Raw genomic sequence first — 17,044 nt, forward strand, 5'->3', positions numbered from 1 at the left:
CTCCTTCGTTTGTTTTTTGAAAAACGAATGCAGGAAGGCTTCTTTCCCTATGCCCTGAAACGAATGTTGCAAGGGCTTTTTGTTTTGTGAAGACTGGCTGGAATCTACAAAAAAGAGGAGAGAGTAATGGGACAAGACGAACGCTTCATGGCAATGGCGCTGGAGCTGGCGCGATCGGCAAAAGGGCAGACAAGTCCCAATCCGCTGGTAGGAGCGGTCATCGTGCAGGACGGACAAATCGTTGGCATGGGCGCTCATCTGAAGGCAGGGGAGCCTCATGCGGAGGTGCATGCCCTGCGAATGGCGGGGGAGAAGGCAAAAGGGGCAACCTTGTATGTGACGCTGGAGCCTTGCAGTCATCACGGGAAAACACCGCCTTGCGCAGAAGCAGTCGTGGCAGCAGGGATATCGCGGGTAGTCGTAGCCGTGCTCGATCCAAACCCGTTGGTTGCGGGAAAAGGAATTCGTCTGCTGCGGGACGCAGGTGTGGAAGTCACCGTTGGGGTTTGCGAGACAGAAGCGACTGTGCTAAATGAAGTCTTTTTTCATTACATCCGAACCAGGCAGCCATTTGTAACCGTCAAGACAGCGAGTACACTGGATGGAAAAATGGCGACGGCGACGGGACACAGCCGTTGGATAACGGGGGAAGCGGCCCGCAGTGAGGTGCATGAGCTGCGCAGAACCCATGACGCTATTTTGGTCGGGGTGGGAACGATATTGGCGGATGATCCGGAGCTGACGGCACGCGTTGGCGGTGAGAGGTACGGACGGCAGCCTGTGCGCATCATTCTCGACAGTGAGCTGCGTACACCTTCGACGGCACGCGTCGTAGCTGACCATTTGGCACCGACATGGATCTTTACCACGCCAGCGGCACCCGTGGAAAAACGGATGGAGCTCGAGGCGAAGGGAGTAACGGTGATCGTACTGGATGCTTCGCTCCGGGTGCCAGATGTCCTAAGAGAGCTGGGAGAGAGGGGGATCACCTCGCTTTTGGTCGAAGGCGGCGCAGAAATAAATGGCTCGTTTTTGCAAGCGATGGCGATTCAAAAGATCATCAGCTACATTTCCTTGAAGCTGGTGGGAGGCTCGCTTTCCCCTACGTCGTACGGAGGGGTAGGCTTTGCGACGATGGATAAAGCCGTTACGCTGACGAACACCTCCATCGAGCAGGTGAGTGAGCAGGATATTCGGATCGTCGGTTACCCTCAGTGGGAGCCGCACGAATAACGCAAAGGGGAGGGAGCCTATGTTTACGGGATTGGTAGAAGAAGTGGGCGTGCTGGGAGCTATGACTGGCAGCGCTGAGGCGAGCCAGCTCGTCATTTCTGCAGAGCGCGTGCTCGAAGGCGTACAAATAGGAGACAGCATCGCCGTCAACGGCATTTGTCTCACCGTCACCTCCTATACGGCTCGTCATTTCACCGTGGATGTCATGCCTGAGACCTTGAACAAGACGAGCCTGCGCAAGCTGAGACAGGGACATCGAGTCAATCTGGAGAGAGCGATGCGGCTGGGTGATCGCTTTGGCGGACACATCGTTTCGGGGCACGTCGATGGGACGGGAACGATTCTGTCTCGGCAGGCTCATGCCAATGCTGTCTTGTTTCGGATTGAAGCGGGTCCGAGCCTTTTAAAATACATCATTCCGCGTGGCTCCATATGTATCGATGGCATCAGCCTGACGGTGGTAGATGTGGACGAGAACAGCTTTTCCGTCTCGATCATTCCCCACACGCTGGCAGAGACGAGCCTGCAGGATCGCCGCGCAGGAGATCAGGTAAATTTGGAGACAGATGTCATCGGCAAGTACGTGGAACGCCTCTTGGGAGGACACGTGCAGCAGGACAAAAAGGAGCCATCGCGTCTGAGTCTGGCCTTTTTGCAGGAAAATGGATTTGCCTAAACGAGGAGGGAAAACGATGTTTGACACGATAGAAGCAGCGCTCAAAGACTTGCGCCAAGGCAAAGCCGTGATTGTGGTAGACGACGAGGACCGTGAAAACGAGGGCGATTTTGTCTGCCTGGCAGAGAAAGCGACACCGGAAATGATCAATTTCATGGTTACGCACGGACGTGGTCTGGTCTGCGTCCCTGTGACAGAGGAGCGGGCAGCCCAACTGGGATTAAAGCCGATGGTCGAGTCCAATACCGACAAGCAGGGTACCGCATTTACGGTGTCCATCGATGAACGAAGCACCCATACAGGCATTTCGGCACATGAGCGTTCGCAGACGGTGCTGGCCATGCTGGAGGAGCATCGGACAGCGGAGGATTTCCGACGTCCGGGACATATTTTTCCGTTGATCGCCAAGCCGGGTGGTGTGCTGCGCAGAGCGGGACACACCGAAGCGGCTGTAGACCTGGCGCATTTGGCTGGAGCGGCACCAGCAGGTGTGATCTGCGAGATCATGAACGAAGATGGGTCCATGGCGCGTCTGCCTCAGCTGGAGGATATTGCACGTCGTTTCGACCTCAAGCTGATCACGATTGCCGAGCTGATTCGCTACCGGATGGGCAAGGAAAAACTGGTGAAGAAAGAGATCGAGGTCAAGCTGCCTACTGCCTATGGCGATTTCCGCATCGCGGCCTATACGAATGAGCTGGATGGAAAGGAGCATGTAGCATTGATCAAGGGCGAGATCGACCCGGATGAGGTGACGCTGGTTCGCGTTCATTCGGAATGCCTGACGGGGGATGTGTTTGGCTCACAGCGCTGCGATTGCGGACCACAGCTGCATGCGGCACTCGAACAGATCGAAGCGGAAGGCCGGGGCGTGCTCCTGTACATGCGCCAGGAGGGACGCGGTATCGGTCTGATCAACAAGCTGAGAGCGTACAAGCTGCAGGAGGAAGGCTTGGATACTGTGGAAGCCAACGAAAAGCTCGGCTTTGCCGCCGATCTGCGCGATTACGGGATCGGAGCGCAAATTTTGCGCGATCTGGGCGTTCATCGCATGCGCCTGTTGACGAATAATCCGCGGAAAATTCGCGGTCTGGATGGCTACGGATTGCAGGTGGAGGAACGGGTTCCGATCCAGATGCCAGAGCATCCGCACAATCAGAAGTACCTTGCTACCAAACAAGAGAAGCTGGGCCACCTGCTTCAACTACATCGATAGGGAGTGGAAGAGACATGAAAACATTTGAAGGACATCTAGTAGGAACCGGATTGCGCGTAGGGGTAGTAGCTGGACGCTTTAACGAATTGATCGTCAGCAAGCTCGTGGGTGGAGCCTTGGACGCATTGAAGCGCCACGGAGTTGCGGAAGACAGCGTGGATGTCGCTTGGGTACCTGGAGCATTTGAAATCCCGCTCATCGCCAAAAAAATGGCAGAGTCCGGTCGCTATGATGCAGTAATCACGCTGGGTGCTGTGATCCGCGGGGCAACACCGCACTTTGACTACGTGTGCAACGAGACAGCCAAAGGGGTGGCTTCCCTCTCGCTTTCTACAGGCATTCCGGTCATCTTCGGCGTCCTCACGGTAGATTCGATCGAGCAGGCGATCGAACGCGCTGGAACAAAAGCAGGCAACAAAGGCTGGGAGGCTGCAGCAGCGGCAATCGAGATGGCGAATCTGGGCAAGCAGTTTGCCTAAACACCAGCTGGGAAGAGAAGGGGGCGCCAAGTGCGCCTCTTTTTTTGTGCAGGATAAAATCCCCAGGAGAGGGTAAAGTAAGAAGGATTTTCCTGTAAAGGCTGGGGATCCCATGGTGAAGCCAACAGATTGGTGGAGGAAACAGATCACTCCCGCTATGATCAAAGAGCGTCTGGAACAGGTAGATGATCTCAGCAGCTTTTCCTTGACGATAAATGGTGAGCCTATTCACGCTTTTTTTCTGGACACGATGGTAGATACGGCTGAGCTGTACGAAACGATTTTTTTTGCCCCTTCAAAGAGCGGACGGAAGAAATCCACTCGATGTCCTCCCATTTGCGCAGCCGCATGAATCCGATGACGTTTCTGCCCTGTTGAACAATTTGCTTCGCGGACATACGGTTCTGTTCTTTCTGGACCGCCCGCTCATCCTGCAAGTCAATACCTTCCACGTCGAGCACCGATCTATCTCCAAGTCCGAAAATGAATCTACAGTGCTGGGTCCGCAAGATTCGTTTGTGGAAATGCTGGAAATCAATATTTCCTTGCTGCGGCGCAGGATCGCCTCTCCGAAGCTGAAGGTCGTAGCGTACACGAAAGGGACGGAGACACATAACCGGATCGCTGTGATTTATATGGAGGACATCGCCAATGCGGAAAATGTGGAGCGGGTGAAGAGGCGTATCGACAATGTGGAGTACCAAGGCTTTGTCGGTATGCCCGTCTTGAAGCAGAAGCTGGAGGACAAGCCGTATTCGCCGTTCCCGCAGTTCGGGTTGTCGAATCGGCCGGACAATGCGACAGCAGCCTTATTAGACGGACGAATCCTCATTCTCCTGAACGGGAGCCCGGATGCAGCGATATGTCCCACTTCCTTTCTGGAGATGTTCAGCAGCCCGGAAGACTTTTACAACCGCTGGTCAACCGCCAGCTTACTGCGAATCATTCGTTTTTTTGGTTTGTTCATCACGATTTTGCTGACCTCGAGCTACGTATCTGTCCTGACCTACCACCCCGAAATGCTGCCGCCCGCCCTGCTCACGATCCTTTCTGAGTCCCGAAGCCGGGTGCCGTTTCCTCCGGTAGTCGAGGTCATGATCATTGAATTGATTATCGAAATCCTGCGTGAAGCCGGAATCCGAATGCCGACGAAAATCGGACAGACCATCGGTATCGTAGGTGGTATCGTGATCGGGACAGCGTCCGTTCAAGCAGGTCTTGCCAGTAATATTTTGATCGTGCTTGTCTCCGTTTCTGCCCTGCTCTCCTTCGTTCCGCCCAACTTCCTCATGAGCAACGCGATTCGGCTCGTGCGATACGCTTTTATCCTCATTGCAGGTGTACTCGGCATGTACGGCCAAATGCTGATGCTTGCGTTTCTGTTTGCTCATTTGCTGGAGCTGACTTCACTCGGGACGCCATACATGACAGCAGGAGTACCGCGAAAATGGACCGACCTGATGAATGGCTTGATACGCATGCCTATGAAATATATTGTCTATCGAAGCTATCCTTCTTGGAGCGGATTGAAAATCTGGGGATCGGACTTTGGGTATTCATTATTTTAAGCACGAGTACCGCTTATTTATGGGCAGCGCGAATAGGACTTGAAGAATTCGAAGGATATCGGAGAGCGTGGCACATTCTGCTACCAGCAACCATTTCCTACTTTACCATACGGGGTCCGATTCCCATCCAGACTCAGCAATTTCTGTATGAAAAAATCACGTTGTACTTGGGAATTGGGGTCATTTTGTGGCCGATCCTGTTGCTGATGATTCATAAGCTTCGAGGGCGCGATGGAGGGACAGAGGCATGAGAATGAGGGTCATGTTTCTACTGTTGATTTTGGCAGCGGGCTTCTTGTGTGGCGGTTGTGCACCGCAGTTCGAACGCCCTTCCCTGGAGGATATGGCAATGATCGGGGTCATGGGTTTCGATTATACAGACCAGGTGGACGAGGTCAAAGTGAGTGTATCGATACCTATCCCCTCCAACAAGGAAAGGGAAATGACGCAAAGCTACTCGACGGTATCGACAGTCGCGAGTGAAGCGATGGTGTCGCTGTCAACCATGGCTGAGCGGATGATGTCCCTGTCACAGCTCCGAGTGATTTTGTTTAGTGAGGAATACGCGAGGAAAGTCGGTATCAGCAAAGCCATTTTGGATCTTTCACGAAACCCCATAGTCGGGGAGAACGTATTTGTGGCGATCGTCAAAGGAAAAACGGAGGACGTTATCCGAGGAAACTACCAGCATAAACCGGAGCTCAATACCTATCTGAACTACTTGCTGCGCCCCCGAGTGGAAACGGCTTTTTCCTCCTTTACCACCATCAAGGATTTTGTTTTTATGCTCACCTGTGAATGTGGCGACCCGAACATGCCTTATTTGGTTAAGGAAAAGGATGACGTGATCGTTTCCCGAGTCGCGCTTTTTCGCAGAGATAAAATGATTGACTTTCTTTCACAAAGAGAGGGCAAAATGGTTCAGGCGATGCTGGGAAAGAAGAGACTGCCGCGAATGAGCTTTGAATTTGCAAACAGCTCGGAATCCAATCCGCAAGCAGTGAATCAAATTGAATCCAAAAAGGAACGAAAAAAAGAGCAAGTCGTACTGGATTTTGTCTGGGCAAAAGGCAAGGTGAGGAGCAGAGGGAGTGATGCGAACCCGCAGCTCCATATCAAGCTGGAAATGAGGGCAACTTTAGTCGGATATACAGGAAATAGGGACTTGAAGAATGAACGGGAGTTTGAAGATCTGAGAAAGAAAATCCAAGAACAAATAAAAAGAGAAGCCATTGCCATGCTGATGCGAATGCAAAAAACTGGTGTCGATCCGGCTCAGCTGGAGGAAAGCTTTCGTCAGAAGCACTACGGGGAGTGGACACGGACGATTGGACTGGCGCTCTATCAGAAGGCCAGATTTGACGTCGATGTAAGTATGGAGATCATCAGCTTTGGAACCATGAATTGACCTTTCTGCATGCGAAAACAGGAGCAGCCCGGTTGAAGGGGATCGCCTGTTGCTGTCCAATAAAAAGAAGCGGCTGAAAACCGCTTCTTACATCCCTTGTTCCGTAGCTTTTTCGTTTATCGCTTTCTGCTTTGGCGTTCCCAGCGCCGCAGGTAAGGGTACGGATCAAATGCCCAATCCGGTCCACCTGTCTCGCGGTACATGCCATAGTGCAGATGAGGGGGAAACTTGCCGGCAGTTCCCGGCTTCCCGTAACCAGAGCTTCCGACGTAGCCCAGCACCTGTCCAGGCTCGACGATGTCTCCAGGCTTCAGTCCCTTTTTAAAGGAAGAGAGGTGAGCGAAATAGTGGTAGACGTTACCCATGTCGCGCATGCCAATCCGCCATCCGCCATATCGGTTCCAGCCGATCACCTCGATGACTCCGTAAGCCGTGCTCAGTACGGGAGTTCCGTAGGAGGCGAAAATATCCGTGCCTTCATGAATTCGTCGGCCGCCCCATCCACGTGCGTCGCCCCAGGTGTCGCGGTAGCTGTAGGAATAGCGTGGAGGAATTGGAAAACGCCGATCGTCCAGATGAAGATGCTGGTACTTCGCATAGACCTGGGCAAATTGCTTGATTGTTTTCACGGAGCGGTCCCGCTGGTAGTAGTTCCAGAGGGCGATCGGCCAGTCTTCGGCAGAGATGCCATACCCCGACAAGTAGTGAACGACGGAAGTTAGCACGTCCAGATCGTTGCTGCGATCTGCGATCCCATCTCCATCGCCGTCCATTCCCAAACCGCTAAAGTAGCTGATGGAGATAGGGTTGGTGTCCTCCAGATCCGGATTCCACAGCCCGCACCAGCGTTCAGAGGGAATATCAAAAGCAGTAATGCGTGTGGAAGGCTCTTCGTTCTTCTGCTTCTTTTTCCGTATTTGCATTGCCCGCTCGTATTGATCCATGGCAGCCAAATAAGTCCAGGGAACGCCGTATAACGTTTCCATCCGCTGAAATAGCTGCAGACGCTCCTTTAAAATCGGCTCGTCATTAGAGGCGGATGGAGCAGCGCCAGCAACTGATTCCAGTGGGAGAATAATAGCTGCCATGCACAAGCTGATCTGAATAATTAGGCGGAAAACTCTCATCATGCCGTCTCCCTCCAGCCCAGGTAGTCTCCGTTGTAGTTTTTGCCTGTAGAGATGGTTTATCCAAGATACTTTCTGGAAGTTTTGCGGTATGATGCTAGAAAAGGCCAAGCTGCGAAAATCAGGAGGCAAAAACATGAAGCTTGTCATTCGGGCCGACGCGCCGCTGATGCTGCAGGGGCTGATCGAGCCTCTGAAGCGTCTCGGGATATGGTCGGATCAAAAGCACCCAGAAGGCATAGCTGTCGGGAACAGGCTGCAGGAACAGGCGCAAAAGCGGAGAGCCGAATGCCCGGATGCAGCGTGGGATGAGGCGCAGTGGGCTGCAGAGGAAGCTGCCCTTCTAATGATCATGGCACATTGTCCGTCTGATGGGCATATGGTCAGTTGGTTTCTCCAAAGGCTGATGGTGCCTGCGGACATCCCGCTTTCTTTTCTGGAGCTGTTGACGGGCTGGGAGATCAGGGAAAAAGCACAGTGGCGCAGAGAGTCAATATCCTTGCACGCTATTTTGTGGCTCAAGGAAATGGGAGCAAAGCCAATGCCCCAGCTGCATGGAACGCTGCTGCGCATAGAGCGCGGGGATGATATGGCGGTGCTGGTGATGGACGAAGATTTTGTTGGAGAAAAGGAAATTCCCACGCTTTTGGAGCATAGAGATCACTCGGTGGAGCATGTGGATGAAGGCATGCTGATCATGCAAGTCAATCTGGATGACAGCAGTCCGGAATGGTTGGCTTACGTGCTCGAGCAGTGCATGCGAGCTGGCGCAAATGACGTGCATTTTTTGCCGGTGACGATGAAAAAAAGCCGCCCGGGAACCTTGCTGCAGGTGATGTGCTACCAGAGTGCAGCAGAGGCTATAAAGACGATCCTTTTTTCAGAAACAACGACCTTTGGGATTCGCACATTTCCCGTTGCCTGTCACCGTTTGGCACGCCGTTTTGCCACGGCCCAGACGCAGTGGGGGGAAGTGCAGGTCAAGCTTGGCTATCATCGCGGAAAACGGGTCCAGGTAGCGCCGGAGTACGCCGTATGTGCCCAGCTTGCAGAAGCCGCCCAGGTGCCTCTCAAGCAGGTGTACCAAGAGGCGATCAGGCTCGCTGTCGAAAAAGTGCTGTGAATTTCCTGTAAAGCAGCAGGAGCGGGCGGACAGTCTAAAGAATTAAAAGTGGAGGGATTTTTTTCCTTTACTTTGATTCTCGAGGAGGCTGTGAGATGAGCAAAAAAGTGTTGATTGTCACAGGAGATGCAGTAGAAGCGTTGGAGGTTTTTTATCCGTATTACCGTTGTCTGGAAGAAGGCTTTGAAACCGTCATTGCTGCTCCTAACGTAAAAACGCTGCATACGGTCCTTCACGATTTTGAAGCTCACAGCGAGACCTATACTGAAAAGCCGGCGTACCAGCTAGCGGCCCATGCTTCTTTTGCGGAGATCAACCCGGAAGCTTTCGATGCCTTGATCATCCCGGGGGGACGCGCGCCTGAGCATATTCGCCTCAACGAGCATCTGAAGCCGATTGTGGCGCACTTCTTTGAAGCCAACAAGCCGGTTGCCGCTATCTGCCATGGTGCTCAGGTCCTGACGATTGTTCGTGAGTATATCGCGGGCAAAGAAATGACAGCTTATCAGGCGTGCAGACCAGATGTTGAAGCGTGTGGAGCTATTTATCAAACAGAGACGCTGCACGTGGACGGCAACCTGGTTTCTGGACATGCATGGCCAGATTTGCCTGGCTTCATGCGCGAGTTTTTGAAGCTTCTTCGTTAATCGGAAAAGGAAGAACCTCCCGAGCGATTGTCTTCGGGAGGTTTTTGTTTTGAATGGCTACAAATGCCCGACGAGGAGACGCAGGACGTTGGGCTGGTCAGGGAGATCGCGGGTGCCTGCGCCGTACCCGATGGATTCAACGGTCATGGACGGAAGATCGCCAAATTCGTGCACAAGGGCAGCGGCAACTCCTGCGCCTGTAGGAGTCGTCAGCTCTTTTTGGATGGCGGTGCTGCGCAAAGGAATGCCGATGAGCATCTCCATGGTGGCAGGCGCTGGAACAGGATAAAGCCCGTGATCGCAGCGGACGTAGCCATTTCCTGTCGGTACATGCCCCGAGTAAATCAGATCAATGCCCAGCTCCTCCAGGCCGAGAGCGATTCCAACTACGTCCACGATCGAATCCAGTGCACCAACCTCGTGAAAATGAACCGTTTCTACGGGGACACTATGAATTTTGGCCTCCGCCACGGCGATTTTTTCAAAGATAGCCAGTGCGCGTGCTGTCACGCGGGGAGCCAGATCGGCGGCTTCGATCATTTCCACGATCTCTTTGTAGCCGCGGTGATGATGGTGGTCGTGCTGCCCTAAGACCTTTATGGTTTTCAAAGGCTGAACAGGTGGGATATTTTCGTCGATGACATTCAGCTTGAGCGCACTCACGCCCGTTTTCACAACCTTTTTCCACTCCAGTCGAAAATCTCCGAGAGAAAGCTTCCGCAGCTCACCTTCGATTCGGTCGCGATCCGCTCCAGCATCGACCAGTGCGGCGAGGAGCATGTCCCCGCTAATTCCCGAGAAGCAGTCCAAATATGCGATACGCAACAACAATCACTCCTTTTCAAGCATCCATTTCATCTTGTATCATAAAGGGAAAGTATGTTCGTCTTGCATCTATCTTTCGACCAAATTGTATCATTGGATGCCAGGGATTTCCATCAAAGGAGTGAGTAAGAGCGCATATGCTGTCTTTTATACATACAGCGGACGTCCATTTGGATGCACCGCTTCACACGTTAACCGATTTGTTTGAGCAAAGACAGGACGATTTTCGCAGGACGATGCGGGGGATTCGCGACCTCGTGCTGGACAGACAGGTGGACTTCTGGCTGATTGCGGGGGATTTGTTGGAATACCACGGTGGACGCAGGTCGACAGCGCTGTTTTTACGTGATTTGTTCGCCAGCATTTCACCGGTTCCCGTGTGCATTGCCCCAGGAAATCACGACCCGTGGCGGGCAGACTCGTTTTACCAGACGCTGGAGTGGCCGGGGAATGTGCATTGGTTTACACCGGAGTGGGGCGCGTATGAATTTCCGGAAAAGTCCTGCGTCGTGTACGGATGGGGTTTTCCTCAGCCTCACTTCTTCGAGTCGCCGCTCGCGACCTTTCCAGGAAAGCTGGTCGGCTATCAGCACCACCTGATGGTTCTGCACGCAAGCATTTTAAGCAAGGAAACAGAGGAGCATCATCCCTACGCTCCCGTCGCGTTGCAGGAGCTGGCGGATACCGGTATGGACTATGCAGCACTTGGTCATATCCACAAGGCTGCGCAGTTTTTGCATCCGACGAAAAAGTCTGTCTTTGCCGCCTATCCGGGCTCCCCGGAAGCACTGAATACCAAGGAGCAGGGGGAACGCTGTGTTCTGTATGGCAAGATCGATGCCGCTGGGAAGGTCGTACTCGAGTCGGTTCCTGTAGGGCAGCGACAAATACGGCGACGGGAAATCAGCCTCGAAGGCACAGAAACGATGGAGCAGCTGATCGAACTGCTGGAGCAGAAGCTTGCTTCTGAGCGATCCGAGGACATGCTGCACGTGACATTGACAGGGGAGCGCGCAGCTCACTTCGTCCCTTCTACAGCGGTCCTCTCGCAGAGGTTCTCCCATTTTTTCCAAATCCATGTCACCGATCAAACGTGGCCGGATGTCGATGCGGACAAGCTGATGGCGGAGGCAGGCATCTGGGGAAAATGGTTAGCCAAGCTGGCCCTTCGCGAGCAGCAGGCAACGGATGAGGGAGAGCGGGAAATCATCCGTCTGGCGTGCCGGGAGGCCCTGACGCGGATCGGAGGGAGCATGCGATGAGGATCGAGGAAATTCAGCTGAAAGGCTTCGGTAAATGGCAGGACGAGGTTTTTCGCTTTGCGCCTGGCATCAATGTTTTCGCGGCACCTAATGAATCAGGCAAATCCACCCTTTTGCAAGGAATTTTTGCTGCTTTGTACGGATTGAAGCGCGACTATGTAAAAAGTGCAAGGTATTTGCCGGAGTACGAAAAATATTTGCCGTGGCATCAGGGCGAGTACGAGACAATCATTACCTATGAGCTGGCAGGTAAGTCCTATCGCCTTCATCGCATTTTGCGCAAGGAACGGGAGCAGGCGCGCATTTTTCTCGACCCGGAATGGACGGAACTGACGGATATTTACATGGAGGATCGGCGCCGAGAGCGTGATTTCGTGGAAAAGCACACAGGACTGACGCGCAGCCTTTTCACCGATATTACGTGGATCAGGCGGGAGCCTTTGACTGCAGCTGAACATCTGGTGCCTGCGTTGTCGAGCAGCGAAGAGTCCAATCCAGAGGTGCATCTCATGCTGGCAGGGCTAGAGCGGGATTTGAGTGCGATCGGAAAAAAGGAACGTGCTGAAAATACGCTGCTTGGGAAAGCCGGGGCGCTTGTAGCCCAAAAAGAAGTGGAGCTGGCTGGGGCGGAGTCTTCATGGGGGATTATTCGACAATTGACCCAGCAGATCGCTGAATGGGAAGCGGAGAGAATGGAGCTCGAGCAGCAGCGCACCCGAGTCTTGCAACGGCAGCAGCGTATAAAAATGCAGGAAGAGGCTTGGAATGAGAGGTGGCAGAAAAGCTACTCCACACCTGCATCGGCTAGTGACTGGCAATGGTGGGAGCGCACAGGTGCTTCTCAGGAAGAAAGTCAGATTCATGAGGAGGCGCAGGCAGCTTTGGCTGGTTTGAGCCACTTGCAAGTGAGCGAGATTACAGAGACCACGGAGATGGACCAGACAATGGATCAGGAACGGCTGTTGGTTGATTACGAAAAAGGAGTCAGTCTGCGCAAACGCTGGGAAGAGGGGAATTTGCAGCTGGCGAGGCTGGCTGCTACTACCATTACGGCGGGCTCCCGGCGTCACTCCAGAGGAGACCTTCCATCGAAAGCTGCTCGACAGTCAGCATGGCTATGGGGAGGAAGCGGTCTGCTTGCCGTTTTAGGCATAGCGGCGGCGGCAGCGGATCAAACTGGACTTTGCATCGCGCTCTTCTTCCTGATGGTAGCAGTGGCAGGGGTGGCATGGATAAAGGGCCGCTCGAGGGGACTCGAACAGAAACAAAGCCAGGAGATCTTTGCACAGGCAGAGGAGCTGCAAAGCTTGCAGCAGGAGCTAAGAAGGCTGGAGATTGAGCTTCTCGAGCTGGTTCTTGCTTGGGATGCGCCGGATTGGGAATCCTTTGCGGCAAAAAGAGAGGAGCTTTTGAACAGGCAAAGATCGTTCGAGTCCAATCAGTTGAAAGCTCAGCTATCGCGCAAGGATGCAGAAGCGCAAATTATGAATCGCTGGGGAGAACAATTGCGAGCGCTTCTCGAGCAGGAGCAGCGTGTGCGATTACAAGAACGCGAGCATTTTCGCGCAGAGGCACAACGGATCGAGGAGCGCATGCAGCATGTGCGAGAGCAGATGGCGCGGGCAAATGGAGAAATGGCAGCACATGACACCGTGCCTGTTGCGAAAGCGAGAGGGGAATACGAGGAAGCCGTAGCGGGATTGCGGCAGCTGCAGCGAAAGCGCGAGGCTCTGCAGACAGCGCGCGATGCTTTGCAAGAGGCGCTGGCAGAATGGAATCGGGATATCTCGCCGGGCATCAACCAGCAGGCCTCAAATGTGCTGACCCAAATTACAGGCGGCGTGTATAGAGATGTCCGGATGGATCCTCACGAAGGCTTTGCCATACGAGTGCTGGAGCCATCCCGGCAGATGGTGCTTGAGCAGGAGCAATGCTCGACAGGCACACAGGATCAGCTTTACCTGGCCCAAAGATTATCGCTGGCCCATCATGTGAGTCAACAGACGGAGCCCCTGCCCCTCTTTTTTGACGATCACTTCGTTCATTACGATGACGAGAGACTGCGCAAGGCTCTGGCGCATATCCACGAGCTGTCTGCCGAGCGCCAGATCTTCCTGTTTACGTGTCAAGAAAGGGAGCTGCACATTTTGGAGCCGCTGCTACGTTTTTCTGATCGACATTTCGTGCATACTCTCGGATAGGAAAATAGGTTGCAATCCCAGAAACCTAGTTCTATAATGAAGGTTGACCAAGTCACAGAGGAGTGAGCCTATGACGCAACGAAAACCGGATTGGCTCAAGATTAACCTAGTATCTGGATCCGAACTAGCCAGTTTTAAGGAACTCAAGCAAACGATGCGCAGCAAGACGCTGCACACTGTTTGTGAAGAAGCGAAATGCCCCAACATTCATGAGTGCTGGGCAAGTGGAACAGCTACTTTCATGATTTTGGGTGATATATGCACCCGTGCCTGTCGTTTCTGTGCCGTAAAAACGGGACTGCCGACCGAGCTGGATCTGGCTGAGCCAGAACGCGTGGCGGAAGCAGCTGAGCAAATGCGGCTGCGACACGTCGTCGTCACCTCGGTTGCACGTGACGATTTGGCTGATGGAGGCGCGCAGATATTTGCAGAGACGATCAAAGCGATTCGTCGTCGGCTGCCTTTTGCTTCTGTAGAAGTCTTGATCCCTGACTTTATGGGCAACTGGGACGCATTGAAAGTCGTCATGGATGCTCGCCCGGATGTATTGAATCACAATATCGAATCCGTTCGTCGCTTGTCTGACCGGGTTCGTGCCCGTGCCAAATACGACCGGACACTGGCTTTGCTGAAAAAGGCAAAGGAGCTGCAGCCAACCATTCCGACGAAGTCCAGCCTGATGATCGGGGTGGGTGAGACCATCGAGGAAGTTTTGGAAACGATGGATGATTTGCGCGCGGTCGACGTGAACATCATGACGATCGGCCAATATCTGCAGCCGACCAAAAAGCATCTGGCCGTACAAAATTATTACCATCCAGACGAGTTCGCTCGCCTGAAAGAGGAGGGGATGGCGCGTGGCTTTAGCCATGTGGAGTCCGGACCATTGGTTCGTAGCTCGTACCATGCCCACGAACAAGCGAACTCAGCGAAAGAAACCATCGCCCAGGCACTATAACGAAACGATTGAAAACACCCTCCTGCGATCATCATGATTACAGGAGGGTGTTGTTATTGAAACGACCAGATCAGCGCAAGTTACCGACTGGTTGTCCCCATTTTGTTTGTGTGAGTACCGTTCATATGACCTTTGGTACCTGTGCTCTTCGCACGTACTTGCTCAGAGTCGGTTGTTCCACCCATACGCTTGATCAAGGTATCGATGCTGGTGGTGTCCTCTGTACGTGCGTTGTGGAGATTGCTGGAGCGTGCGGCTACACGAGCAATTTCCTGAATGTCATTCTGGTTGTCTGTCACGTACACCTTGTAGTAACGCGGGGATACGGACAAAGCGTTCATACGCGCTTGGTATTTGGCTGTTTTCGCGTCGTTGCCATTGGTGTGCAGGCCGACGAAGATTTCTTCATCGGTGACGAGAACAGTAGAGCGTTGAACGCCAGGGCAGCTCGTCGTGACATTACCGACTGCCTGAGCCAAGGCATCACGGTCGACATAGACGTTGTGGTTTACGCCTGCTGTACGCATGTGCTGTCGATCCGTCTGCACGTAGCCCATTCGAGGCATGCCTGTCTGCATGACGCCAGCTCCAGCACGATTCCAGGCATGCTTTTGGTAAATGGAATGATTCATTCCATTCGTCGTGCCTGTCATGGTGCCGTTGTTGACACCTCTCACCCCTGCCGTACCTGTGGCGCCGTTCAGGCCAACATTCCCATCAGGAAATGCGGTGTAGGCATTGTAATTGTGCGTGCCAGCGGTGTTTCCGGGATACATGCCGGTTCCTGTTCCGTTGTAGCTGCGGGTGTGGATACCGTCAAAGCTGCGCGTGTGCAGACCGTCAAAATTGGTCACGTGCGGTGCTGCTTGGTTCGTTGTCGTACGGTTTGGTGTCGTGTAGTTAGGCGCGGCGTTGTTTGCACATGCAGTGGCCAACAGAGCGATACTTGCGATAGCTGGATACAACCATGTCTTTTTCAATGGAAACACCCCCTACACGATAGAATGTCCAGCAAGCAGTCGCTGTTTTCGTGGGAATATTATCTCTTGCTGCATGAAATATGGTAAGATGGACAAAAGTATACGTGTGTAAGGAGGAAGCGGACTTGATTCGCACGCAAGCCGGTACTTATGAAGTCATGGAAGAGAATCGCGATGGCTGGAATCCGGAAGCCTTCAAGGAGCGCTATAGCGACATCCTAGACAAATACGACTACATCGTAGGGGACTGGGGCTACGGGCAGCTTCGTCTACGGGGATTTTATACAGACCTCAACCGTAAAGTGCCGTTCGAGCAGCGAATCGCCGCTTTAGATGAGTATCTGCATGAATTCTGCAACTTTGGATGCCCTTATTTTGTTTTGCGCAAAGTCAAATCGTTCCTCGGAACGGAGGACAGCGGGGCCAGCCAAGACGATACAGCTTACGATTTAATCATCGACATTCGCCAGGATAGCAATCGGGAAGACAACGGGAATTCCATTGCAGAACGAAAGGAACGCCGCCGATTCCACCCGCGTCAAAACAAGCCAGAGAAACCGGAACGCAATAACGGAACTCCGCGCAATGATCGAGGCGACAAGCCCAAATTTTCCAAGGATAAGTCAGATAAAAACGGCAGGGACCAAGGGAAAGACCGTCGTCCCAATCAAATGAGACCTAACCGAGAGCGCGATAAGGTGCCTACGGGATCGAATCCTCGAAATGAAAATCCCAAGTAAAATCATCGTGACGGATGACAAAAACGAGCCCAAGATGTATGGGCTCGTTTTCTTTACCTGCATAACGCTGGAAATAAAAAAGGGCATTCTATCCAAGGAGAGAGAATGCCCTTTTCCTCATCAACATATAGGAGAGATGCTGCTTTTAGTAGCCAAAGCCTCCACCGTAACCTCCACCATAACCTCCACCATAACCTCCACCGTACGGATAATAGGGGTAAGGATATGGATAGTAGTAAGGATAAGGTGGATAGGGGTATGGGGGATAAGGGTATGGTTGTGGAACGATTATAACCTCAGGGCGTCGTCTTCCACCGAAAAAGACAGGATTAGCCTGGTCTTCAGGAATCATTTGATATCCCAGTTCAGGCGAGTAATTCTGATGTTGGTCATATTGATTTGGTTGCATCTTGCGAATGGCACTCCTCTCGTTGTCTGTATGTGCAGTAGCAGTATACGAGACATTCGCCTGTGTGGAGCATTGTCCGTCTGGAAATGGGCATACGTCCATACGGTGCAGAAATAAAAAAAGGAAAGGCATAGTTAAAATGTACCCTTTGTAAAGGACACTTTTAAAAAGTCTAGGCAGCTCTCAGTAGAT

15 protein-coding genes are annotated in these 17,044 nt (G+C 52.9%); 12 read left to right on the plus strand and 3 right to left on the minus strand.

Annotated features, from left to right (window positions below; genetic code table 11):
• Positions 1–126 precede the first annotated feature (126 nt).
• The 6 genes from ribD (at position 127) to EDM55_RS23440 (ending at position 6,580) form a co-directional block, all read left to right on the plus strand.
• Positions 127–1,233: a bifunctional diaminohydroxyphosphoribosylaminopyrimidine deaminase/5-amino-6-(5-phosphoribosylamino)uracil reductase RibD gene (gene ribD / locus EDM55_RS23410; protein WP_092273451.1), complete on the plus strand. Its 1,107-nt coding sequence runs from the start codon at positions 127–129 to the stop codon at positions 1,231–1,233.
• Positions 1,234–1,252: 19 nt separating this feature from the next.
• Complete coding sequence (ribE, locus tag EDM55_RS23415; protein ID WP_122961517.1) at positions 1,253–1,909, plus strand: riboflavin synthase; 657 nt, start codon at positions 1,253–1,255, stop codon at positions 1,907–1,909.
• A 16-nt stretch (positions 1,910–1,925) separates the two neighbouring features.
• Complete coding sequence (locus EDM55_RS23420; protein ID WP_092273456.1) at positions 1,926–3,125, plus strand: bifunctional 3,4-dihydroxy-2-butanone-4-phosphate synthase/GTP cyclohydrolase II; 1,200 nt, start codon at positions 1,926–1,928, stop codon at positions 3,123–3,125.
• Positions 3,126–3,139: 14 nt separating this feature from the next.
• Positions 3,140–3,604 carry a 6,7-dimethyl-8-ribityllumazine synthase gene (gene ribH, locus EDM55_RS23425; protein WP_122961518.1) on the plus strand — a complete coding sequence of 155 codons (465 nt, stop codon included), beginning with the start codon at positions 3,140–3,142 and terminating at the stop codon, positions 3,602–3,604.
• 287 nt (positions 3,605–3,891) lie between these two features.
• Positions 3,892–5,172: a spore germination protein gene (locus EDM55_RS23430; RefSeq protein WP_246071050.1), complete on the plus strand. Its 1,281-nt coding sequence runs from the start codon at positions 3,892–3,894 to the stop codon at positions 5,170–5,172.
• Between the two features lie 247 nt (positions 5,173–5,419).
• A complete protein-coding gene (locus tag EDM55_RS23440) occupies positions 5,420–6,580 on the plus strand; it encodes a Ger(x)C family spore germination protein (protein ID WP_122961519.1) in 1,161 nt (386 codons plus the stop codon).
• A gap of 116 nt (positions 6,581–6,696) precedes the next feature.
• Here the strand turns inward: EDM55_RS23440 and EDM55_RS23445 are convergent, their stop codons facing one another.
• Complete coding sequence (locus EDM55_RS23445) at positions 6,697–7,707, minus strand: M23 family metallopeptidase (protein ID WP_092273517.1); 1,011 nt, start codon at positions 7,705–7,707, stop codon at positions 6,697–6,699.
• A 136-nt stretch (positions 7,708–7,843) separates the two neighbouring features.
• On the opposite strand from EDM55_RS23445, the gene larC2 reads away from it, so the two are divergent.
• On the plus strand, positions 7,844–8,830 hold the full coding sequence (larC2, locus tag EDM55_RS31165) for a nickel pincer cofactor biosynthesis protein LarC2 (RefSeq protein WP_246071051.1): 987 nt from the start codon (positions 7,844–7,846) through the stop codon (positions 8,828–8,830).
• Between the two features lie 95 nt (positions 8,831–8,925).
• Positions 8,926–9,477, plus strand: a complete 552-nt coding sequence (locus EDM55_RS23455) for a DJ-1/PfpI family protein (protein ID WP_092273468.1) — start codon at positions 8,926–8,928, stop codon at positions 9,475–9,477.
• 57 nt (positions 9,478–9,534) lie between these two features.
• On the opposite strand, the gene larC is transcribed toward EDM55_RS23455, so the two are convergent.
• The gene (larC, locus tag EDM55_RS23460) at positions 9,535–10,302 is read right to left on the minus strand and encodes a nickel pincer cofactor biosynthesis protein LarC (RefSeq protein WP_092273471.1); all 768 of its coding nucleotides are present in this window, start codon (positions 10,300–10,302) and stop codon (positions 9,535–9,537) included.
• Positions 10,303–10,439: 137 nt separating this feature from the next.
• Between larC and EDM55_RS23465 the strand changes: the two genes are divergently transcribed.
• From EDM55_RS23465 to lipA, 3 genes are read left to right on the plus strand one after another with little or no spacing between them, the layout of a single operon-like run.
• A complete protein-coding gene (locus EDM55_RS23465) occupies positions 10,440–11,564 on the plus strand; it encodes a metallophosphoesterase family protein (protein ID WP_122961520.1) in 1,125 nt (374 codons plus the stop codon).
• A complete protein-coding gene (locus EDM55_RS23470; RefSeq protein WP_122961521.1) occupies positions 11,561–13,765 on the plus strand; it encodes an ATP-binding protein in 2,205 nt (734 codons plus the stop codon). Before EDM55_RS23465 ends, EDM55_RS23470 begins: the two co-directional genes overlap by 4 nt.
• Positions 13,766–13,808: 43 nt before the next feature.
• The gene (lipA, locus tag EDM55_RS23475; RefSeq protein ID WP_258957820.1) at positions 13,809–14,723 is read left to right on the plus strand and encodes a lipoyl synthase; all 915 of its coding nucleotides are present in this window, start codon (positions 13,809–13,811) and stop codon (positions 14,721–14,723) included.
• 80 nt (positions 14,724–14,803) lie between these two features.
• Here the strand turns inward: lipA and EDM55_RS23480 are convergent, their stop codons facing one another.
• Positions 14,804–15,712 carry a YhcN/YlaJ family sporulation lipoprotein gene (locus EDM55_RS23480; RefSeq protein ID WP_174769311.1) on the minus strand — a complete coding sequence of 303 codons (909 nt, stop codon included), beginning with the start codon at positions 15,710–15,712 and terminating at the stop codon, positions 14,804–14,806.
• Positions 15,713–15,828: 116 nt separating this feature from the next.
• Between EDM55_RS23480 and EDM55_RS23485 the strand changes: the two genes are divergently transcribed.
• Positions 15,829–16,443 (plus strand): YutD family protein, encoded by a 615-nt coding sequence (locus EDM55_RS23485; protein WP_122961523.1) that lies wholly within the window; start codon positions 15,829–15,831, stop codon positions 16,441–16,443.
• The last annotated feature ends 601 nt before the right edge of the window (positions 16,444–17,044 follow it).

The organism is Brevibacillus centrosporus, assembly GCF_003710815.1.
In the GTDB taxonomy this organism is placed as follows: Bacteria; Bacillota; Bacilli; order Brevibacillales; family Brevibacillaceae; genus Brevibacillus; species Brevibacillus centrosporus.

Bases quoted from the DNA above. Each gene is read 5' to 3' on its own strand.
- ribH (WP_122961518.1), top strand. From the start codon at position 3,140: ATGAAAACATTTGAAGGACATCTAGTAGGAACCGGATTGCGCGTAGGG.
- ribE (WP_122961517.1), top strand. From the start codon at position 1,253: ATGTTTACGGGATTGGTAGAAGAAGTGGGCGTGCTGGGAGCTATGACT.
- larC2 (WP_246071051.1), top strand. From the start codon at position 7,844: ATGAAGCTTGTCATTCGGGCCGACGCGCCGCTGATGCTGCAGGGGCTG.
- EDM55_RS23465 (WP_122961520.1), top strand. From the start codon at position 10,440: ATGCTGTCTTTTATACATACAGCGGACGTCCATTTGGATGCACCGCTT.
- ribD (WP_092273451.1), top strand. From the start codon at position 127: ATGGGACAAGACGAACGCTTCATGGCAATGGCGCTGGAGCTGGCGCGA.
- EDM55_RS23445 (WP_092273517.1), bottom strand. From the start codon at position 7,707: ATGAGAGTTTTCCGCCTAATTATTCAGATCAGCTTGTGCATGGCAGCT.
- EDM55_RS23440 (WP_122961519.1), top strand. From the start codon at position 5,420: ATGAGAATGAGGGTCATGTTTCTACTGTTGATTTTGGCAGCGGGCTTC.
- EDM55_RS23455 (WP_092273468.1), top strand. From the start codon at position 8,926: ATGAGCAAAAAAGTGTTGATTGTCACAGGAGATGCAGTAGAAGCGTTG.
- EDM55_RS23470 (WP_122961521.1), top strand. From the start codon at position 11,561: ATGAGGATCGAGGAAATTCAGCTGAAAGGCTTCGGTAAATGGCAGGAC.
- EDM55_RS23420 (WP_092273456.1), top strand. From the start codon at position 1,926: ATGTTTGACACGATAGAAGCAGCGCTCAAAGACTTGCGCCAAGGCAAA.